The organism is Nocardioides baculatus (assembly GCF_016735675.1).
GTDB classification, from domain to species: Bacteria; Actinomycetota; Actinomycetes; order Propionibacteriales; family Nocardioidaceae; genus Nocardioides; species Nocardioides baculatus.
The window spans coordinates 60,995-81,212 of record NZ_JAERSG010000006.1 but is presented as its reverse complement, the minus strand read 5'-3'; the positions used below and the strand labels follow the sequence as shown (position 1 = coordinate 81,212).

General features: G+C 70.7%; 24 protein-coding genes. 4 read left to right on the top strand and 20 right to left on the bottom strand.

The genetic code is table 11. The features are described 5' to 3' along the window. Positions 1-20 precede the first annotated feature (20 nt). Entirely contained in the window at positions 21-1,124 is a 1,104-nt protein-coding gene (locus tag JI751_RS18175) for a GNAT family N-acetyltransferase (RefSeq protein WP_307814359.1), read from the bottom strand. Between JI751_RS18175 and nucS the strand changes: the two genes are divergently transcribed. Continuing rightward, a complete protein-coding gene (gene nucS / locus JI751_RS18170; RefSeq protein WP_443678525.1) occupies positions 1,113-1,838 on the top strand; it encodes an endonuclease NucS in 726 nt (241 codons plus the stop codon). The genes JI751_RS18175 and nucS overlap by 12 nt on opposite strands. Positions 1,839-2,134: 296 nt before the next feature. Here nucS and JI751_RS18165 read toward each other — a convergent pair whose 3' ends face one another. After that, complete coding sequence (locus JI751_RS18165; protein ID WP_201939852.1) at positions 2,135-2,737, bottom strand: 3'-5' exoribonuclease domain-containing protein; 603 nt, start codon at positions 2,735-2,737, stop codon at positions 2,135-2,137. A gap of 17 nt (positions 2,738-2,754) precedes the next feature. Here JI751_RS18165 and JI751_RS18160 point away from each other — a divergent pair, with 17 nt between their 5' ends. Then, positions 2,755-3,204, top strand: a complete 450-nt coding sequence (locus tag JI751_RS18160; RefSeq protein WP_201939850.1) for a DUF952 domain-containing protein — start codon at positions 2,755-2,757, stop codon at positions 3,202-3,204. Between the two features lie 2 nt (positions 3,205-3,206). Here the strand turns inward: JI751_RS18160 and JI751_RS18155 are convergent, their stop codons facing one another. The 4 genes from JI751_RS18155 to JI751_RS18140 form a co-directional block, all read right to left on the bottom strand. Next, positions 3,207-3,818: a histidine phosphatase family protein gene (locus JI751_RS18155; protein WP_201939848.1), complete on the bottom strand. Its 612-nt coding sequence runs from the start codon at positions 3,816-3,818 to the stop codon at positions 3,207-3,209. Beyond that, complete coding sequence (locus tag JI751_RS18150) at positions 3,811-4,716, bottom strand: FAD-dependent oxidoreductase (RefSeq protein ID WP_201939846.1); 906 nt, start codon at positions 4,714-4,716, stop codon at positions 3,811-3,813. Before JI751_RS18150 ends, JI751_RS18155 begins: the two co-directional genes overlap by 8 nt. Positions 4,717-4,743: 27 nt before the next feature. Next, on the bottom strand, positions 4,744-6,759 hold the full coding sequence (locus tag JI751_RS18145) for an ethylmalonyl-CoA mutase (protein ID WP_201939844.1): 2,016 nt from the start codon (positions 6,757-6,759) through the stop codon (positions 4,744-4,746). Positions 6,760-6,835: 76 nt separating this feature from the next. Then, positions 6,836-7,144 (bottom strand): STAS domain-containing protein, encoded by a 309-nt coding sequence (locus JI751_RS18140; RefSeq protein WP_201939842.1) that lies wholly within the window; start codon positions 7,142-7,144, stop codon positions 6,836-6,838. Between the two features lie 163 nt (positions 7,145-7,307). Here JI751_RS18140 and JI751_RS18135 point away from each other — a divergent pair, with 163 nt between their 5' ends. Beyond that, a complete protein-coding gene (locus JI751_RS18135) occupies positions 7,308-7,883 on the top strand; it encodes a cob(I)yrinic acid a,c-diamide adenosyltransferase (protein ID WP_201939841.1) in 576 nt (191 codons plus the stop codon). On the opposite strand, the gene JI751_RS18130 is transcribed toward JI751_RS18135, so the two are convergent. Continuing rightward, positions 7,884-8,459, bottom strand: coding sequence for a hypothetical protein (locus JI751_RS18130; protein WP_201939836.1), 576 nt, complete (start codon positions 8,457-8,459; stop codon positions 7,884-7,886). It abuts the gene before it with no gap. A 10-nt stretch (positions 8,460-8,469) separates the two neighbouring features. Continuing rightward, positions 8,470-9,639 (bottom strand): MFS transporter, encoded by a 1,170-nt coding sequence (locus JI751_RS18125; RefSeq protein WP_201939835.1) that lies wholly within the window; start codon positions 9,637-9,639, stop codon positions 8,470-8,472. Between the two features lie 76 nt (positions 9,640-9,715). On the opposite strand from JI751_RS18125, the gene JI751_RS18120 reads away from it, so the two are divergent. Continuing rightward, entirely contained in the window at positions 9,716-10,702 is a 987-nt protein-coding gene (locus tag JI751_RS18120) for a LacI family DNA-binding transcriptional regulator (protein ID WP_201939834.1), read from the top strand. On the opposite strand, the gene JI751_RS18115 is transcribed toward JI751_RS18120, so the two are convergent. From JI751_RS18115 to JI751_RS18060, 12 genes are all read right to left on the bottom strand, one after another. Then, positions 10,699-11,142, bottom strand: a complete 444-nt coding sequence (locus JI751_RS18115; RefSeq protein ID WP_201939832.1) for a DUF2550 domain-containing protein — start codon at positions 11,140-11,142, stop codon at positions 10,699-10,701. The genes JI751_RS18120 and JI751_RS18115 overlap by 4 nt on opposite strands. 86 nt (positions 11,143-11,228) lie before the next feature. Then, complete coding sequence (locus JI751_RS18110) at positions 11,229-11,633, bottom strand: F0F1 ATP synthase subunit epsilon (protein ID WP_201939831.1); 405 nt, start codon at positions 11,631-11,633, stop codon at positions 11,229-11,231. Beyond that, positions 11,633-13,090, bottom strand: coding sequence for a F0F1 ATP synthase subunit beta (gene atpD / locus JI751_RS18105; RefSeq protein WP_201939829.1), 1,458 nt, complete (start codon positions 13,088-13,090; stop codon positions 11,633-11,635). Before atpD ends, JI751_RS18110 begins: the two co-directional genes overlap by 1 nt. 3 nt (positions 13,091-13,093) lie before the next feature. Beyond that, on the bottom strand, positions 13,094-13,996 hold the full coding sequence (locus JI751_RS18100; protein ID WP_201939827.1) for a F0F1 ATP synthase subunit gamma: 903 nt from the start codon (positions 13,994-13,996) through the stop codon (positions 13,094-13,096). A 3-nt stretch (positions 13,997-13,999) separates the two neighbouring features. Next, on the bottom strand, positions 14,000-15,640 hold the full coding sequence (gene atpA, locus JI751_RS18095) for a F0F1 ATP synthase subunit alpha (RefSeq protein WP_201939825.1): 1,641 nt from the start codon (positions 15,638-15,640) through the stop codon (positions 14,000-14,002). 60 nt (positions 15,641-15,700) lie between these two features. Continuing rightward, positions 15,701-16,495, bottom strand: coding sequence for a F0F1 ATP synthase subunit delta (locus JI751_RS18090; protein WP_201939823.1), 795 nt, complete (start codon positions 16,493-16,495; stop codon positions 15,701-15,703). Further along, positions 16,495-17,076 (bottom strand): F0F1 ATP synthase subunit B, encoded by a 582-nt coding sequence (locus JI751_RS18085; protein WP_201939822.1) that lies wholly within the window; start codon positions 17,074-17,076, stop codon positions 16,495-16,497. Before JI751_RS18085 ends, JI751_RS18090 begins: the two co-directional genes overlap by 1 nt. A 31-nt stretch (positions 17,077-17,107) precedes the next feature. Continuing rightward, positions 17,108-17,296, bottom strand: a complete 189-nt coding sequence (gene atpE, locus JI751_RS18080; RefSeq protein ID WP_201940102.1) for an ATP synthase F0 subunit C — start codon at positions 17,294-17,296, stop codon at positions 17,108-17,110. Positions 17,297-17,402: 106 nt separating this feature from the next. Continuing rightward, positions 17,403-18,200, bottom strand: a complete 798-nt coding sequence (gene atpB / locus JI751_RS18075) for a F0F1 ATP synthase subunit A (RefSeq protein ID WP_236666523.1) — start codon at positions 18,198-18,200, stop codon at positions 17,403-17,405. Positions 18,201-18,212: 12 nt separating this feature from the next. Further along, a complete protein-coding gene (locus JI751_RS18070) occupies positions 18,213-18,437 on the bottom strand; it encodes an AtpZ/AtpI family protein (RefSeq protein WP_236666522.1) in 225 nt (74 codons plus the stop codon). Positions 18,438-18,466: 29 nt separating this feature from the next. Beyond that, a complete protein-coding gene (locus tag JI751_RS18065) occupies positions 18,467-18,922 on the bottom strand; it encodes a Cg1360 family ATP-synthase-associated protein (protein ID WP_201939821.1) in 456 nt (151 codons plus the stop codon). Between the two features lie 81 nt (positions 18,923-19,003). Then, positions 19,004-20,218: an MraY family glycosyltransferase gene (locus tag JI751_RS18060; protein WP_201939820.1), complete on the bottom strand. Its 1,215-nt coding sequence runs from the start codon at positions 20,216-20,218 to the stop codon at positions 19,004-19,006.

The following is a 20,218-nucleotide window of genomic DNA, read 5'->3' as shown; positions in this document are numbered from 1 at the left end:
CCGCGTGGGTGTGGGAACCGTCACTCCCCCACGTGGCTCGCAGCAGGGGCGGGAGGGCGTACGACGACCACCTCGTCGCCCGGGCGGACCGTCCCCGGCCGCACCACCTTGGCGCACAGGCCACGCAGCCGGCGGGGCTTGCCCTCGGGCCCGTTGACGAAGGTCATCGCGTCCTTGCCGAACCGCGCGATGAACTTCCCGCAGCCGTTGTGCGGCACCTCGGTCACCACGATGACCGCGCCGTCGGGTCCGCCGATGTGCAGCTCGCTCCACGCCGGGAGGTTGGCGTGCGACAGGTCGAGGTCGACGTGCAGCTGGTCGCCGGCGAGCTGCTCGCGCTCGGGGTCCTGGGCGAGGAACTGCACGAGTCCGTGGTGCATGACGTTGAGCTGCATGTCCGGGTCGGGGCGGCCCTCCGGCATGTGCCGCGTCGCGCGGGTCGACCAGCTGTCGCCGACCAGGCCCGCGGTGACGTCGAGGTGCCCGACCTCGAGGACCTCGCGCTGCCCGGGCACCGGCCGGCGGACCACGGCCCGGAGCGTGCCGACGTCGCGCGGGGAGTCGAGGGTCGCCACCCAGGCGTCGAGCTCGGCAGCCGTACGGTGCGCGCGCAGCACCCGCCGCATCCAGATCCGGCGGCCGTGCTTCTCCAGCCCGAGCTCCTCCTCGGTCGCGGAGATGGCGAGCTGGCTGGCCGTGCGCGGCTCGTCGGCGGCGACCTCGACGAAACCGTTGCGGGCGTAGAACGGCGCGTTCCACGGCAGGTCGGCGTACGTCGTCAGGGTGAGCGAGCCGTGACCCTTGAGCGCAGCGCGCTCGGCGGCCGCCTCGACCAGCGCGGTCCCGATCCCCTGCCGCATGTGCTCCGGCCGCACCGACAGCTGGTCGAGGTGGGCATGGGCGTCGAGGAAGCGCACGTGCGCGAACCCGACCGCGGGGTCGCCCGCGACGAGGACGAACCCCGGCTCGGCCGCCCGCTCGCGGCCGTCGACCGCGGGAGAGGCCAGCGCGTCCCCGGTCAGGTCGCCGAGCACGGCCTCGAACATCGGCAGCCCGGAGTCCTCGATCGCGGCGAGGTCGGACAGGTCGCGCGCCCGCGCGGGGCGTACTGCGTGGTCGGTCACGGGGTCACTGTAGATTCGCCCGTCGTGAGGATCGTGGTGGCGCGTTGCCAGGTGGACTATGCCGGGCGGCTGACCGCCCACCTCCCGCTCGCGACGCGCGTGCTGATGCTCAAGTCCGACGGGTCGGTGCTGATCCACTCCGACGGCGGCTCCTACAAGCCGCTCAACTGGATGTCGCCGCCCTGCACGGTCAAGGAGGGCGTGGCCGAGGACGGCCGTCCTGAGTGGGTCGTGACCGCCGGCAAGACCGACGACACCCTGCGCATCCTCATCGACGAGGTCCTGCACGACACGTCCCACGACCTCGGTGTCGACCCCGGCCTGCAGAAGGACGGCGTCGAGAAGCACCTCCAGGAGCTGCTCGCCGAACACCCGGCGACGCTCTCCGAGGGCCTCACGCTGGTGCGCCGCGAGTACATGACCGCCATCGGGCCGGTCGACCTGATGTGCCGCGACGCCGACGGCCTGTCCGTCGCGGTCGAGATCAAGCGCCGCGGCGAGATCGACGGCGTCGAGCAGCTCACCCGCTACCTGGACCTCCTCAACCGCGACCCGGCCCTGACCCGCAAGGGCGCCGTGCGCGGCATCTTCGCCGCCCAGGAGATCAAGCCCCAGGCCCGCGTCCTCGCCACCGACCGCGGCATCGCCTGCGCGCTGGTCGACTACGACGCCCTGCGCGGGATGGACGACGGCGCGGAGCACCGGCTGTTCTAGAGACGTCGTGCGTCTCGAAGGCAGCAATGGTTCGGTCGTCGAGCTCACGGTCACCGGTTATCAGTTTCCGACTGGACTCGACCTCCCGTCCGGCCGACACATCGAACCCGACTGGCTCACAGTGGAAGGCCGCGTAGCAAAGGACGGCCGCCGACGCCCTTCAATCCGCCGGGTGGCGGCATACGACACGCGTTGGCCGCACCCTGGCGGCGTACAACATGCGATCGATCGATCCGGATGTCGTGTGCCGCCACCCACCCTCGGGCGGATGTCGCGTGCCGCCACCCACGCTCGGGTCAGGCGCGAGCCTGCCGCATGACCTCGACGAGGAGGTTCGCGTAGCCGCGGGCGTCGTCGATGGCGCGGTGGGTGTGCTCGACCTCGCCGAACCACGCCTTCGGAAGGTCGTGGACCGAGAACGTCGCCCAGTCGCCGCCGGTGACCCCGCAGGCGAGGCTCTTGAGGCAGAGGCCGGGACCGTGGAAGAGGGGGTCCTCGTCGTAGAGCGCCGGGCACACGGAGTACGTCGTGAAGCGGCGCAGGTAGTAGTCGACGTAGGTGCCGTCGAAGCCGAGCGGCGAGGCGACGAGCTCGCGCTCCTCCCCGAGCCCGCGCACCCACGCGACGAAGTCGGCCATCACCTGCGGCACCGGCTGCGGGTCCTCCGTCGCGGCGGCGAGCACCTCCGGCGGCTGGGACTGCCACCACGCCCACGTGTCCGGGTGCGGCTGCGCGCCCGGCAGCGGCTCCAGCACCGCCTCGAACTCCCCGACCTGCTCCCCCGACGCCGTGACCGCGACCGAGCCGAAGGACAGCATGGAGTTCGCCCCCGGCGTGAAGCCGTCGACCTCGATGTCGGTCACGACGTAGATGCGCCCAGGGTCCGTCGACTCAGTCATGTCGTTACCCTCACACGGTGACCGAGCCGGCCCCCCACCGCATCTTCCACATCGCGACCGCGGCCGACTGGCGACGCACGCTGGAGACCGGGACCTACACCACCTCGACGGTCGGTCGGACGCTCGAGCAGGAGGGCTTCATCCACGCGAGCCGCCGCGACCAGGTGCAGGGCGTCTTCGACCGCTACTACCGCTCGCTCGGCGAGGACCTCGTGCTCCTGACGATCGACCCGGCACGGCTGGCGGATGCCCAGGTGCGGGTCGAGGCGGTCGGCGACGACACGTACCCGCACGTCTACGGCCCGATCAACCGATCGGCCGTGCTCGACGTCGTACCGCTCAGCAGGACCGGCGGCACCGAGACGCTGCTGTCGCTGTGGCTCAAGGGGATGGCCGTACGCATGGGGATCGCGCTCGCGGTGATGGTCGCGATCGCCGTGGTGGTGCTCGTCGTGCAGAACGCCTGAGGTCAGGGCAGCGGGGTGTCCGCCCAGCTCCGGCAGACCCAGCCGTCCGCGTCGGCCTCCATCGCGACCACGCCGCAGTTGGGCATCGGCTTCTCGTGGCCGTGGGTCAGCGGCAGGTTCGTGGCCAGGGCGGGCAGCGTCAGGCAGGTGACCCCGCCGTGGCTGATCACGAGCACGGACTCGCCGCGGTGCTCGTCGGCGACCTCGTCGAGGACGGCGGCGTAGCGCGCGATGACCTCGTCACCGCTCTCGCCGCCCGGGATCCGTGCGGTGAGGTCGCCGGCCAGCCAGGACGCGAAGGTCGCGGCGAAGGGATCGGGCACACCCGTCGTACCGGCAGCGTCGCCGACCCCGAACTCGCGGATCCCCTTCCGGACGACCACGTCGACCCCGAGGATGCCGGCGACGATCTCGGCGGTCTGCACGGCGCGGGCCATGTCACTGGCCCAGACGCGGGTGATCCGCTCGGGCGCGAGGGTGGCCGCGAGGTCCGTGGCCTGCTGCCGCCCCAGCGGGCTCAGCCAGCCGCCGGCGTCGCTCAGCAGCTCGCTCTCGTAGAGGGCTTCGCCGTGCCGGGCCACGAACACCCGCGCGGCGCACTGGAGGTCAGTCACCGGCCAACCCCACCACGTCGGCGGCGCAACCCCACGAGAGGGTCACCCCGGCACCGCCGTGGCCGTAGCAGTGGATCACCTCGCCGACCCGCTCCAGCCGCACCTCGGGGCGAGCGGGCCGCAGGCCGACCTTGTGCCGGACCACGCGCGCACCCTCGAGCTCGGGTACGAGCGCGCGGGCGCGGTGCAGCACCTGCTCGGCGACCTCGGGGTCCGGCGTACGGCTCCACTCCCCCTCGACGTCGGTGCCGCCCAGCACGATCTCGGCAGCCCTCGGTACGACGTAGGTCAGGCCGCTGCCGTCGAGGGTCCAGCGGTCCAGGCCCACCTGCTCGACGACCACGACCTGCCCGCGCACCGGCACCACGGACGGGTCGGCACCGAAGTGCCGCGCGCCCAGACCGGTCGCGTTGACGACGAGGCTGCCGTCGTCGGGGAGCGCCGACAGGTTCATCCGGGTGAGCGTGCCGCCGAGCTCCTCGACCCGGCCGGTCAGCCACCGCAGGTGCACCGGCATGTCGATCACGGGTGCGACGAAGGTCCACCCGTCGGCATAGCCCGGCGGCGGCGCGGTCTCCCGGTCCAGCGACGGGACCGCCGCGCGCCACCACGGGTCGGGCTGCGGCGTTCGCAGGACCTCGGTGCCGGTGAGCATCCGGACGCCCGTGCGCTCGTCGGCCGCCAGCGCGGCGAGGACGGCGTACGACGTCGCGGACCAGGCGGTCACCCGGTCCTGCGGGAGTGCGCGGTAGGGGTACCAGAGCGCCGCAGCCACTGCCGAGGTCGTCTCCAGGGGCAGGTCGCGCGCGACCACGTCTACCCGGTGCCCGGCCTCGAGCAGCCGGACGGCGCAGGACAGCCCGACCACCCCGGCCCCGACCACGATCACCCGTCGCATGACGGGGAGTCTGCCAGCCCGGGCAGGTCAGTCGAGGTCGTTGGCCCTGCGGATGACGTCGACGAAGCCGTCCATGATCTCGGTCAGCCCGAAGTCCTTGGGCGTGTAGACCGCGGCGACGCCGCGCTCGACGAGGGCCTTGGCGTCGGAGCTCGGGATGATGCCGCCGACGATCACGGGCAGGTCGCCCAGCCCGGCGGCCGCGAGGCCGTCGAGCACGTCGGGCACCAGCTCCATGTGCGAGCCGGAGAGGATCGACAGGCCCACGAGGTGGACGTCCTCGGCGACGGCCGCCGCGACGATCTGGTCGGGCGTCAACCGGATGCCCTGGTAGATCACCTCGAAGCCGGCGTCGCGGGCGCGCACGGCGACCTGCTCGGCGCCGTTGGAGTGCCCGTCGAGACCGGGCTTGCCGACCAGCACGCGCAGCCGGCCGCCCAACTCGTCACCGGTGGCCCTCACCCGCTCGCGTACGGCGCTGAGCTCGGCTCCTGCCTCCGCCACGCCGACGGCCCCGGTGACGCCGGTCGGCGCGCGGAACTCGCCGAAGACCTCGCGCAGCGTGCCGGCCCACTCCCCCGTCGTCGCGCCGGCACGGGCCGCGACGAGCGTCGGGCCCATCAGGTTGGTGTCCGTCTTCGCGGCCTCGGCGAGCGCAGTCAGTGCCGCGGTGACCTCGGCCTCGTCGCGCTCCGCCTTCCACGCCGCGACCGAGTCGAGTGCCGACTGCTCGGCCGCCGGGTCGGCCGCCATGATCGCGGCGTCGAGGTCAGCGGTGAGCGGCGACGGCTCGGTGGTCTCGTAGGAGTTCACCCCGACGATGAGCTCGTCGCCCGACTCGATCCGCGCGCGTCGCGCGGCGTGGGCCGAGACGAGGTTCTCCTTCATGTAGCCGGACTCGACGGCGGCGATCGCGCCGCCCATCTCCTGCACCCGGTCGATCTCGGCCTTGGCGCCCGCGACGAGCTCGGCGACCTTGGCCTCGATCACGTGGCTGCCCTCGAAGATGTCGTCGTACTCCAGCAGGTCGGACTCGAAGGCCAGCACCTGCTGCAGGCGCAGCGACCACTGCTGGTCCCACGGCCGCGGCAGGCCGAGCGCCTCGTTCCACGCCGGCAGCTGCACGGCGCGCGCCCGGGCGTCCTTGGACAGGGTGACGCCGAGCATCTCGAGCACGATGCGCTGGACGTTGTTCTCCGGCTGCGCCTCGGTGAGGCCGAGCGAGTTGACCTGGACGCCGTAGCGGAAGCGGCGCATCTTCTCGTCCGTCACGCCGTAGCGCTCGCGGGTGATCTCGTCCCACAGCTGCACGAAGGCCCGCATCTTGCAGGTCTCCTCGATGAAGCGCACGCCCGCGTTGACGAAGAACGAGATCCGTCCGACGACCTTCTCGAAGTCGTCCTCCGACACCTGCCCGGACCCCCTCACCTCGTCGAGCACGGCGATCGCGGTGCAGAGGGCGTACGCCAGCTCCTGCACCGGCGTCGCGCCGGCCTCCTGGAGGTGGTAGCTGCAGATGTTGATCGGGTTCCACTTCGGGATCTCGTGGACCGTGTAGGCGATCATGTCGCTGATCAGGCGGAGCGAGTGCTGCGGCCCGAAGACGTAGGTCCCGCGCGACAGGTACTCCTTGATGATGTCGTTCTGCGTCGTGCCGGCGAGCAGGTGCGCGACCTCGCTCGGCTCGAGGTCGGGGTTCTGCTCCTCGGCCACGACCTGGTACATCGCGAGCAGCCACATGGCCGTCGCGTTGATCGTCATCGAGGTGTTCATCTCGGTGAGCGGGATGTCGGTGAACAGCTTGCGCATCTCACCCAGGTGCGGGACGGGTACGCCGACCTTGCCGACCTCGCCGCGGCTGAGCGGGCTGTCGGGGTCGTAGCCGGTCTGCGTCGGCAGGTCGAACGCGACGCTGAGGCCGGTCTGGCCCTTGGCCAGGTTGGTCCGGTAGAGCGCGTTGGACGCCTCGGCCGTGGAGTGGCCGGCGTAGGTGCGCATCACCCAGGGACGGTCCTTGGCAGGCCTCGCGTCGGTGTCGCTCATGGCGACAGGGTAGGGCGGCGGTTACCCGCGAGTCACCGGTGTGGACGTGTGACAGATGCCTCAGGCTCCGGCCGGGTCAGGCGGTCGCCGCGGCCCGCTCGACCTCGAGGGCGTGGGCCAGCCGGGCGAGGTGCGCCATCCGGCGCACGGCGGGGCCGGGGTTGCGGATGGTGAGGTGGTGGCCGTTGAGCCACGCGTGGCGGGTGGCGACCGCGAGCAGGCGCAGCGCCGTGACGTCGATCGTGGTCACGTGGGTCATGTCGATGACGACCTCGTCGTCGGGACCGGCGAGCTGCTCGTAGATCGCGACCCGCACCTCCCACGTGCTGCGGACGTCGAAGGCACCGTGCAGGACCAGCGTGGGTCCGTCCGAGATGATCTCCATCGGGTGCTCCTCCCGACGTCCCCCGGACGTCGCTGCGTGACCTGTGTCACTCCTATGACGTCGTTGTACCCCGTCCGGTTGCATCCATGCCGGATCTCGTCGGCGAGTTGACCCCACCAGTCCCACGAGTCCCACGTCGTGGCGGGCCACTAGGCTCCGCCACATGGTCAACCTGACGCGCATCTACACCCGCACCGGCGACGCCGGTCGCACCCGGCTCGGCGACATGAGCGAGACGTCCAAGAACGACCTGCGGCTCGAGGCGTACGCCAACGTCGACGAGGCCAACGCCCACATCGGGGTCGCCCTGGCGCACGGAGGGCTGTCCGACGACGTCGTCGAGGTGCTCACCCACGTGCAGAACGACCTCTTCGACGTCGGCGCCGACTTCTGCACCCCGGTGGTGCCCGACCCGGAGTACCCGCCGCTGCGCATCGAGCAGGACTACGTCGACCGGCTCGAGGCCTGGTGCGACCACTACAACGAGGAGCTGCCCGCGCTGCGCTCCTTCATCCTCAACGGCGGGACGGTCGGTGCCGCCCACCTCCACGTCGCGCGCACCGTCGTACGCCGTGCGGAGCGGGCCGGCTGGGCGGCCTGGGCCGAGCACGAGCAGTCGATGAACCTGCTGGCCATCACCTACCTCAACCGGCTCTCCGACCTGCTCTTCATCCTCGCCCGCCATGCGAACCAGGAGAACGGCGACGTGCTGTGGGTGCCGGGGGGCGAGCGCGGCTGATCAGGCCGCCTCGCGGGTGCCGCGCCATGCGAGCCACGCGGTGCCCGCCGCGATGAGTGCCATCCCGGCCACCCCGGTCGGGGCGAAGATGTGCCCGACGTGCACCAGCAGCGCACCGGGGACCAGCGCCAGACCCGGCACGGCAGGAGCGCCGAGCCGTCGCAGGGCGTCGAGCGCCACGACCACGGCGCACGCGACGAGGGCGTAGGACCCGATCTCACCGATCCGCCCACCGATCGCGAACAGGAACCGCACCTCGTCGGGACGGGCGGCGCCCTCCCCCAGCCGCCAGGTCACGTAGCCCGCGCCGATGCCGCTGATGACGTCGAGCGCGGAGTACGCCGTCGCGTAGACGTAGGCGGTGAGGCGGACGAGCCAGGCCACCGGGTCGATTCGCCGGCCGACGAGCGCGGCGAGCGCCACGCCGACGAGCGGGAAGACGAACAGCCCGGCGACGTGCAGGACCGTCCACCGCGCCGAGGTGGCGTGGGTCAGTGAGTGGGGGTGGAACAGCCCGGCGACCGCGAGGACCAGCGCGGGCAGGGCGACCAGGACGACTCTGCTGCGGGTGCTCACGCCCGCGAGGCTAGCCGTCGGCGCGCACGGGGACGCGCTGCTCGCGCGCCGACGGCACGACGAGGGCGGCCGGCATCAGCAGGACCGCGACCACGAGCAGCGCCTTGAGCGTGCCGACCTCGTCGCCGACGAAGCCGAGGAACGGCGGACCGGCGAGGAAGGCGGCGTAGCCGATCGTCGAGACCACGCTGACGCGCGAGGCCGCGCGCCGCGGGTCGTCGGCGGCGGCGCTCATCCCGACCGGGAAGCCCAGCGACGCGCCCACGCCCCACAGCACGATGCCGACCACGACCACCACGGGGTGGTCGGCGAAGACGATCAGCAGCACCCCGACCCCGGCCAGCACCATGGTCCCCCAGAGCACGACGACCCGGCCGAAGCGGTCGATGAGGCCGGTGCCGGCGAACCGGCCGACGGTCATCGCCAGCACGAAGACCGCGAAGCCGGCGACGCCGGTCGCGTGGGAGACGTCATGGCCGTCGACGAGCGCGACGGCGAGCCAGTCGTTGGCGGTGCCCTCGGTCATCGCCAGGGCCAGGACCATCACACCGATCAGCAGCGTGCGGGGCTCCAGCCACGCCCGCGCGGCCGACGTACGCTCCTCGTCCTCGTGGCGCTCGGGCACCGGCAGGAACGCCGGCGAGGTACGGAAGATCAGCACGATCGCCAGCACCACGATGCCGACGAGGTGGACGACGGCAGGGACGCCGAGCTCGATCAGCACCACCCCGAGCAGCGCACCGACCACGGTGCCGCCGCTGAAGCCGGCGTGGAACCGCGGCATGATCGTGCGGTTGAGCCCGCGCTCGACCTCGGCACCCTCGACGTTCATCGCGACGTCCCACACGCCGATGCCGAGGCCGTAGACGAAGAGCCCGACGACGGTGACGGCGAGGACGTGGCCCAGTCCCAGTGCGGCGGCGAGCATCCCGACTGTCGCGGCCACGGCGCCGAGGCGGACGATCCGCACGGTGCCGAGGGCGTTGATCGCCGCGCCGGAGGTCGGCAGCGCCAGCACCGAGCCCAGCGCGATCGCCAGCAGCACGAGGCCGAGCTGGCCATTGGTGAGCTCGAAGCTCGACCTCACCTCGGGGATCCGCGAGACCCAGCTGGCGAAGACCAGCCCGTTGAGGAAGAACGTCAGCCCGACGGCGTTGCGGGCGGCGGTGAGGGTGGGCACGGCACTCCTGGAGACGGTCCCGCTACCGGTCAGCGAAACGTTTCGATCGAATCGTTTCGATGCTAGCCTCTCCCCCGTGCCCGGTCCAGTCGAGAACCCCGTCGACCGAGCCCCCACGATGGCCGACGTCGCCGTGCTCGCGGGGGTGTCGCTGTCGACCACCTCGCTCGCCTTCTCCGGCAACAAGCCCGTCTCCGACGCCACCCGTGAGCGCGTCCTCGCCGCCGCCGCCTCCCTGGGCTACGCCGGGCCCAACCCCCTGGCCAGCAACCTGCGCCGCGGACGCAGCGGCGTGGTCGGCATCGCCGTCGGCCGGCTGAGCACTGCGTTCCGTGACCCGGCCGCACTGCCGATGGTCGACGCGGTCTCGGAGGTCCTCGACGCCGCCGGCTTCGGCCTCCTGCTGATGGGCGACGACGCCGCGCACGCCCGTCTCCCCCTCGACGCCGTCATCTACGACATCTGCGGTCGCGAGACCTGGACGTCGTACGACGACCTCGTGGCCCGCGACGTGCCGATGGTCGTCGTCGAGGGCCCCGCCTGGCCGGGCACCACGTTCATCGACATCGACCACCGTGGCGGCGCGCGGGCGCTGGCCCGGCACCTCCACGACCTGGGCCACCGCCGGGTGGCCACCCTGACGCTCGAGCCGTCCCACCCCCAGCGCGGGCGCGAGGCCGGGCTGCGTGACGTCTTCCCCCAGGCCGAGGTCATCGGGGCGTGCGCGAGCGACCACGACGCGGCCCAGGCCCTGGTCTCCGACTACCTGGCGACCGAGCCCGACGTGACGGCGATCGTGTGCCAGAGCGACGTGCAGGCGGCCGCCGTCGTGCTGGAGGCCCGGCGACGCGGGCTCGACGTCCCGGGCGACCTCAGCGTCGGCGGGTTCGACGGCGTCGCGACCCCGTGGCTCGACCTCGAGCTCACCACCGTCGTCCAGCCGCTGGCCGACAAGGGCCGGGCCACCGCGGAGGCGGTGCTGGCCCGCATCGCCGGCGAGCGCGTCGACGACGTCGAGCTGCCCGTCGCGCTGCGCGTGGGCGCCTCGACCGGTCCGGTCTAGCGCCGGTTCCAGTCGGTGCCGGGGGGACCCGACTCCAGCCAGGACTGGAAGCCGGTGAGCGAGGCCTCGCTCATCGCGATCTCGAGCGGCTCGCTGCCGTAGTGGCACGAGGCGACGACGTGGCCGTCGTAGAGCGACATCTCCTCGGTGCCGGCGGGTGCGCGGCGCCCGGAGTACTCGAGCAGCTCGCGCGCCCAGACCCGCTTGGGCCGCGGCGAGAGGGAGAAGATCCGGAACCACTCGAGCGACTGACCGGAGTAGCGGCCGATGCCGAGCAGCCAGCCGCGGCCGGGGTGCTCGGACCGCACCCGATAGCTGAGCTCGAAGGTGCCACCGTGACGGGCGAGGAACCGACGCCGGACGATGAGCGAGATGCCGTAGAGCAGCGCAAGGAGGAGGAAGGCCCCGACGATGTCGAGAGCCCATTCCCAGGCCGGCATCCAGCCTCCTCGACCCCACGACAACAGATGAGCGCACGAACCAGACGGTTCGTGCGCTCACCCTAGCGCTCGTGCGGAGACGCTCGTCAGGAAGCCCGCTCCGCGGCACGCACGCGTGCCTCGAGGCGACGGACCTTCTCCTGCGCCTCGTCGTCGTTCTCGCCTGCCTGCTTGCAGCGCTCGAGCTCGGCGCGCGCGTGCTCGAGGTCGATCTCGTGCGACATCTCCGCCCGCTCCGAGAGGATCGAGACGCGGTTGTCGGCGACCGACAGGAAGCCGGCGTCGACGGCCGCGACCCAGGTCTCGCCCTCCACCGTCTGCACGTCCACGACGCCCTCGATGATCGAGGACAGCAGCGGAGCGTGGTTGGGCAGGATGCCGACGTCGCCCTCGGTCGTGCGGGCGATGACCATGGTGGCCTGGCCCGACCAGACGAGCCGGTCGGCAGCGACCAGCTCGACCTGGAGGACCTTGTCGGTCTGCTCGGCCATCAGAGGCTCTTCTGGATCTCGGCCCACTTCTGCTCGACGTCGTCCAGACCGCCGCACATGAAGAAGGCCTGCTCGGCCACGTGGTCGTACTCGCCGTCAGCGATCTTGTTGAACGCCTCGATGGTGTCGGCCACCGGGACGGTCGAACCCTCGATGCCGGTGAACTGCTTGGCGACGTAGGTGTTCTGCGACAGGAAGCGCTGGATGCGGCGGGCGCGCGACACGATGACGCGGTCCTCCTCGGAGAGCTCGTCGACACCGAGGATCGCGATGATGTCCTGGAGCTCCTTGTTGCGCTGGAGGATCTGCTTGACCCGCACCGCGCAGCGGTAGTGGTCGTCGCCGATGTACTGCGGGTCGAGGATGCGCGAGGTCGACGTCAGCGGGTCCACGGCCGGGTAGATGCCGAGCGAGGCGATCTCGCGCGACAGCTCGGTCGTGGCGTCCAGGTGCGCGAACGTCGTGGCCGGGGCCGGGTCGGTGTAGTCGTCGGCGGGGACGTAGATCGCCTGGAGCGACGTGATCGAGTGACCACGCGTCGAGGTGATGCGCTCCTGCAGCTGACCCATCTCGTCGGCCAGGTTGGGCTGGTAGCCCACCGCGGACGGCATGCGGCCGAGCAGCGTGGAGACCTCGGAGCCGGCCTGGGTGAAGCGGAAGATGTTGTCGATGAAGAGCAGCACGTCCTGCTTCTGCACGTCGCGGAAGTACTCCGCCATCGTCAGGGCCGACAGGGCGACGCGCAGGCGCGTGCCCGGCGGCTCGTCCATCTGGCCGAAGACGAGGGCGGTCTGGCCGAGGACGCCGGCCTCCTCCATCTCGACGATGAGGTCGTTGCCCTCACGGGTGCGCTCGCCGACACCGGCGAACACCGACACACCACCGTGGTCCTTCGCGACTCGCGCGATCATCTCCTGGATGAGCACGGTCTTGCCGACGCCGGCACCACCGAACAGGCCGATCTTGCCGCCCTGGACGTAGGGGGTGAGCAGGTCGATGACCTTGATGCCGGTCTCGAACATCTGGGTCTTGGACTCCAGCTGGTCGAACGCCGGAGCCTTGCGGTGGATGCCCCAGCGCTCGGCGGGCTCGAAGGTCTCGCCCTCGGCGAGGTTGAGCACGTCGCCGGTGGTGTTGAACACCTTGCCCAGCGTGGCGTCGCCGACGGGGACGGTGATCGACTCACCGGTGTCGACGACCTGGCCGCCGCGCACGAGGCCGTCGGTCGGCTTCATGGAGATGGCGCGGACCATGCCGTCACCGATGTGCTGGGCGACCTCGAGGATGATCGAGTGGGTCTCGCCGCTCAGCTCGAAGTCGCACGTGAGCGCGTTGTAGAGCGGGGGCATGGCGTCGGACGGGAACTCGATGTCCACGACCGGGCCGATGACGCGGGCGATGCGGCCCACGCCGCCGGCCGTGGTGGTCTCGGCGGACTCGTTGATGGTGGCAGTCATGTCTCATTCACTCCCGGCTTGTGCGTCGGCCAGCGCGTTGACGCCACCGACGATCTCGCTGATTTCCTGTGTGATGCCAGCCTGGCGGGCCTGGTTGGCGATGCGCTTGTACTTCTTGATGAGCTCGTCCGCGTTGTCCGTGGCCGACTTCATCGCCTTCTGGCGGGCGGCGAGCTCGGAGGCGGCCGCCTGCAGCAGGGCGAAGAAGATCCGGCTCTGGACGTAGCGCGGCAGCAGCGAGTCGAGCACGTCGCTGGGCGACGGCTCGAACTCGTAGAGCGGCAGCAGGTCGTCCTTCTCCGGCGCCTCGGTGCCCTCGACGACCTCCAGCGGAAGGAGGCGTACGGCGGTGGGCTCCTGGCTCAGCATGGACCGGAAGCGCGTGTAGACCACGTGCACCTCGTCCACGCCGTCCTCGTCGAGGAACGTCTCGATGAGGGTGGCGCCGATCTCCGCAGCCACGTCGTAGGTCGGCTGGTCGGAGAATCCCGTCCATGCCTGGGCGATCGCGCGCTGGCGGAACTTGAAGTAGGCCTCGCCCTTGCGCCCCGAGATGTAGATGTCGACGTCCTTGCCCTCGCCCTTGAGCTTCTCGATGAGACGCTCGGCCTCCTTGAGCACGCTCGAGGAGTAGGCACCGGCCAGACCGCGGTCGGAGGTGACGATGAGGATCGCCGCCCGCTTGGGGTCCTCCGGCTCGAGGGTCAGCGCGTGGTCGACGTTGGAGAACGTCGCCACGGCCGACACCGCGCGGGTGAGCTCACGGGCGTACGGCGCTGCGGCCTGGGCCCGCTGCTGCGCCTTGATGATCCTGGACGCAGCGATGAGCTCCATGGCACGCGTGATCTTCTTCATCGACTCCGTCGACCTGATCCGCGCGCGGTACTCGCGTACCGAGAGAGCCATGGGTCAGCCCCGCTTCTGCTTGACGATCTGCTCCTGCTCGACGTCCTCGTCCTCGAGGGCGACGTGCTCTTCCTTGCCGGCCTTGATGCTCTGGCCGTCGGAGGTCTCGAACTGGTCGAGGAAGGAGTCGTAGGCCTGCGCGAGCTGGTCCTCGGTGGAGTCCTCGAACTTCTGCGTCTCGCGGATGCCGGCGAGGATGCCCTCGTGGCTGCGGCGCAGGTAGTCCAGGAACTCGTTCTCGAAGCGCAGCACGTCGTCGGTCGGGACCTTGTCCAGACGGCCGGAGGTGCCGGTCCACAGGGAGACGGTCATCTCCTCCACGGGGTAGGGCGAGTACTGCGGCTGCTTGAGCAGGGCCATCAGGCGCTGGCCGCGGTCGAGCTGCTGGCGCGAGGCGGCGTCGAGGTCCGAGGCGAACATCGCGAAGGCCTCCATGGCGCGGAACTGCGCCAGGTCGACCTTGAGCGAGCCGGTGACGGCCTTCATGGCCTTCGTCATGGCCGAACCACCCACGCGCGAGACCGAGACACCCACGTCGATGGCGGGGCGCTGGTTGGCCGCGAACAGGTCCGACTGCAGGAAGATCTGGCCGTCGGTGATCGAGATGACGTTGGTCGGGATGAACGCCGAGACGTCGTTGGCCTTGGTCTCGATGATCGGCAGGCCCGTCATCGAGCCCTTGCCCATCTCGTCGGACAGCTTCGCGCAGCGCTCGAGGAGCCGGCTGTGCAGGTAGAACACGTCACCCGGGTAGGCCTCGCGGCCCGGCGGACGACGCAGCAGCAGCGACACGGCGCGGTAGGCCTCGGCCTGCTTGGTCAGGTCGTCGAACACGATGAGGACGTGCTTGCCGGCGTACATCCAGTGCTGGCCGATGGCCGAGCCGGTGTAGGGGGCGAGGTACTTGAAGCCCGCGGAGTCGGACGCCGGGGAGGCGACGATGGTGGTGTACTCCAGCGCGCCGGCCTCCTCGAGGGCGCCACGCACGGAGGCGATGGTCGAGCCCTTCTGGCCGATGGCGACGTAGATGCAGCGCACCTGCTTGTCCGGGTCGCCGGACTCCCAGTTGGCCTTCTGGTTGATGATCGTGTCGATCGCGATCGTCGTCTTGCCGGTCGCACGGTCACCGATGATGAGCTGGCGCTGGCCGCGGCCGATCGGCGTCAGGGCGTCGATGGCCTTGATGCCGGTGGCGAGGGGCTCGTGCACCGACTTGCGCACCATGACGCCGGGAGCCTGGAGCTCCAGCGCACGACGCTCGTCGGAGGCGATCTCGCCGAGGCCGTCGATCGGCTGGCCCAGCGGGTCGACCACGCGGCCGAGGTAGTTCTCGCCCACGGGGACCGAGAGGATCTCGCCCGTGCGACGCACGGTCTGGCCCTCCTCGATCTTGTCGAAGTCGCCGAGGACCACGACACCGACCTCGCGGGTGTCGAGGTTCAGCGCGATGCCGAGCGTGCCGTCCTCGAACTCGAGCAGCTCGTTGGCCATTACCGAGGGGAGGCCGCTCACGCGGGCGATGCCGTCGGCAGCCTCCACGACCGTGCCGACCTCTTCCTTGGCCGTCGAGTCGGGCTTGTAGTCCGACACGAAGCGCTGAAGCGCGTCCCGGATCTCGTCCGGACGGATGGACAGCTCCGTCATTTCATTCACCTGTTCTCTGGGTCTGCTGCTCGAAAAGTTCTGGGATGTTCGGTGGTGGCGTCAGCCGGCGAGGCGGCGGCCGGCGTCGTCGAGGCGGCTCGACACCGTGCCGTCGATGACGTCGTCGCCGATCTCGACGCGGATGCCACCGAGGACGTCCGGGTCGACGACCACGTTGAGGTGCACGTCACGACCATAGGTACGCGCGAGCGCGGTGGCGAGACGATCACGGTCCGCATCGGCGAGCGGGCGGGCGACGCGGACCGTCGCCACTCCCTCGCCGCGGACCTCCGCCGCGATCTTCTGGTAGTCGGCGAGCGCCACGGCCACCGTGCGGTGGCTCCCGGACAGCGACTGCTGCACGAGCGCCACGGTGGCGGGGAGGACCTTGTCGCCGAGGAGGCCGTCGACCAGCGCCGCCTTGTCGGCACGGCTCCGGGCCGGGTCGGAGAGCGCGTCGCGCAGCTCCGGGTTGGCCTGGACGAGCCGGCCCACCGCGAAGACCTCGTCCTCGAGACGGCTGGCGTCGCTGCCGGTGGAGCGCACCGTGGCGACCACGCCGAGCTGCTCGAGGGCGTCGCTCAGGTCGCGGCCCGAGGTCCACCGCTGGGCGACCGCCGTGGCGACGACGTCCAGGGCCTCGGAGGAGACCTTGTCGCCGAGCACGCCGCGGAGCAGGTCGGCCTTGGCCTCGCCGCGCAGCGACACGTCGGTGGCGACACGGCGCAGGCCCGGCTCGGAGCGGAGCAGGTCCGCCGTCCCGAACAGGTCCCGGCCCACCCGGCCCAGGTCACCGGTGCCCGGAAGCACGGCGGCGGCTGCGGCGTAGGCGTCCGCGGACGCACCTCGCATCATCAGTTGACGCTCCCCGACGTGGTGCCGTTGGACGCCTCGAGGTCGGCGAGGAAGCGCTCGACGACGCGGCTCTGACGAGCCTCGTCCTCCAGGCTCTCCCCGACGATGCGTCCGGCCAGGCCGGTCGCGAGGGCGCCGACCTCGGCACGGAGCGAGGTGACCGCCTGCTGGCGCTCGGCCTCGATCTGGGCCTTGCCGTGCTCGACGATGCGGGCGGACTCGGCCTGGGCCGTCTCCCGCATCTCCGCCACGATCTGGGCTCCCTGCTCACGCGCCTCTTCGCGGATGCGTGCTGCCTCGTGCCGGGCGTCACCGAGCTGCTTCTCCAGCTCGGCGAGCTTGGCGTCGGCCTCGGCCTGCTTGGTCTCGGCCGCGGCGATGCCACCCTCGATCGCCTGGGTGCGCTCGGCGAAGGTCTGCTCGAAGCGAGGAGCCACGAACTTCCAGATGAGGAACAGCAGGATGCCGAAGGTGACGAGCGACAGGGCGAACTCGACGGGCACGAAGCCGAGCGGGTTCTCCGGGGCGTGACCGCCCTCGGTGGGCTCGGTTCCTTCCGCGAGGAAGATCAGATTCTGCATGAAGGAGTCCTAGGTCAGTGGAGGGCCAGCGTCAGTTCAGGACGAACGCGAGAGCGATACCGATGATCGCGAGCGCCTCGGCGAGCGCGAAGCCCAGGATGGCGATCGACTGCAGGCGGCTCTGGGCCTCCGGCTGACGGGCGACACCGGAGATGTAGGCCGCGAAGATCAGGCCGATACCGATACCGGGGCCGATGGCCGCCAGACCGTAGCCGATCATGTTGAGCGAGCCGTTGAGTTCACCGTTCACGGTGAGTTCCTTTCGTTCGGTACTACTTCAGGTGTTGGTGGTGCAGACAAGGGGTCGAGCGGTCGTACGGGGTGGATCAGTGCTCGTCGGCGAGTGCACCGGAGATGTACATCGCGTTGAGCAGGGTGAAGACGTAGGCCTGGAGGAACTGGACCAGGAGCTCGAGGAACGAGATCGCGATCGCGAGCACCCAAGCGAGCGGGCCGGCGACGTAGCCGATGCCGCCGTACTCGAGCAGGAACAGGCCGCCGGTCGAGAAAAGGATGAGCAGCAGGTGCCCGGCGAACATGTTGGCGAAGAGTCGCAGCGCCAGCGTCGCGGGGCGGACCAGGATGTTGGAGAAGAACTCCAGGGGCACCAGGAGCGGGTACATCGCCGGGCTCACGCCCGACGGGACGCTCTGCAGCTTGAGGTAGCCGATCAGGCCGTGCTTGTGGATGCCGACGCCGTTGTAGATGACCCAGCTCAGACCGGCGAGCGCGTAGGCCATGGAGGCCCGCGAGAACGTCGGGAACTGGATCGCCGGGATCGAGGCGAACGCGTTGTTGATCAGCAGGAAGAAGAAGATCGTCACCAGGTAGGGGACGAACCTGGCGAAGTCCTTGCTGCCGATGATGTCGCGGCCGATCGAGTTGCGGACCATGCCGTAGGCGGCCTCGCCGGCGAACTGGAGGCGACCGGGCACCAGGGTGGCGCGGCGGGCGGCGGCGTAGAAGAACACGAACACGATGAGGGCACCGAGCAGCAGCTGGACCATGGGCTTGGTGACCGCAAGGCCGCCGAGGTGGAACAGCGGGACCTCGGAGAAGTCGAAGCTGTTGGGTCCGGGGGCCTCGAACGTGCCGCCGGACTCAGCCATCGTGATGCCGAACATCGAGTCAGTCTCCTACTGGCTTGCCTTGTTGAACCGTGCATATGTCATGTAGATCCCGAAGCCGGCGCCGATCAGGATGCCGATCGCCACGAGGAAGGTCGTTCCCAGCCAACGGTCGAGCGCCCAGCCAGCGAGACCGTAGACACCCACACCCGAGACGATGTAGCCGAAGGCGTGCCAGGGGTCGCCCTTGGGAGAGTCGTCGGATGAGGCCGTCGGGGGAAGCTGTCGAGCCATCGCGCCCCGCACACTAGCAGCGGAATCGGTCATCGCTCACCCCCGGGTCCAGCCCCCGACGGGAGGTCGTAGACCGGGATCCGCTGCCGGGTGGCGGCGACCGCCTGGCCCGCCAGCCACGTCAGCGTGACCACGATGACGGCAGCGGCGAACCAGCCGCGCGACAGGGTCTCGGCGCCCACGCCGGCGCCGTCGATGGCGACCACGACGAGCGCGAGCACGAACAGCTGGAGCAGGTAGGTCATCAGCGCGACGAGCATCGAGGCACTCGGCAGGAGGCGCGCGACGAAACCGACGGCGACGAGGCCGAACGAGAAGACCACGAGGGTCAGCACTCCCCCGATCGCTGCGCCGACGACGCCCGGTCGACCGTCGACGAGACCGGCGACGACGAGGAGGACGAGGACCGCGACGGTCCCGGCGCCCAGAGCCCCGAGGACCGGCGACACCCCGGTGCGGGGGCCTGTCTTCGACTCGGTCGTCATGGGCGGCGGCCTGTCTCTCAGTGGTCTGGGTGACTGCTCGTGAAAACTATCACAAAGTCCACCCGCACCTCCATTCGGGCCTCAGCGACCGGTCGCCGGGTCCTCCATCGGCTCGAGGAGAGGGTCCTCGGCGTCGTCGACCCGGCCCTCGACCTCGGCGTTCTCGGGCAGCCCGGTGTTGCCCAGGCCGGTCTTGCGCGGTCGCTGCACGCGCGGCAGCACGAACGTCAGCGCGATCGTCAGGGCAAGCATCGAGCCGAGGGTCCACCACACCAGCGACCCGGTCGTCAGGCTCACGATCACGGCACCGGCCGCGACGGTGGCGGCCCACATCCACATGATCACGACGGCACGGCGCTGGGAGTGGCCGATCTCGAGGAGGCGGTGGTGCAGGTGCTGCTTGTCGGCGCTCATCGGCGACCGGCCGGCGCGGGTGCGGCGCACGATCGCCAGGACCATGTCGACGACCGGCACCATCAGCAGTGAGATCGGCAGCAGCACCGGCAGCACGGTCACGAAGAGGCTGTTGCCCGCCGAGGTCGGCATCCCGGTGAACTGCCCGGTCAGCGTCAGCGCGCTGGCCGAGAGCACGAGGCCGATGAGCATCGACCCGGAGTCGCCCATGAACAGCCGGGCGGGATGGAAGTTGTGCGGCAGGAAGCCGGCGCAGGCCCCCGCCAGGGCGGCGCTGAGCAGCGCGCCGGTGGTGGCCAGCGTGAGGTTGTTGACGTCGGAGAGCCGGTAGCAGTAGACGAAGAAGGCGACCGCGCCGATGCCGACCACGCCGGCGGCCAGCCCGTCGAGCCCGTCGACGAAGTTGACCGCGTTCATGGTGCCGATGACCACCACGAACGTGAGGAGCGCACCCTGGGCGTCGCTGATCGAGATCTGGTTGCCGTCCGGAGCGGGGAAGAAGTAGAAGCGCACGCCCAGGGCGACCAGCAGGGACGCCGCGAGCACCTGGCCGCCGAGCTTGGTCAGCGCGTCGAGCTCGAAGATGTCGTCGAGCACCCCCACGGCGCAGACGAGGGCACCGGCGAGCAGCACGACGCCGGCGTCGCGGAAGACGAAGGTCTCGCTGGTGGACAGGAACGGCAGCTCACGGGCGACGCCGTACGCCGCCACGAGGCCCCCGAGCATCGCCAGCCCGCCGAGGTAGGGGATCGGCACGGCGTGCACGTCGCGGTCGCGCACGGCGGCGACGGCTCCGGTGCGCAGGGCGATCTCACGGGCCACGACCGTGAGGAGGTAGGTCACCGACAGGGAGACCAGGAAGACGAGGAGGTACTCCCGCAC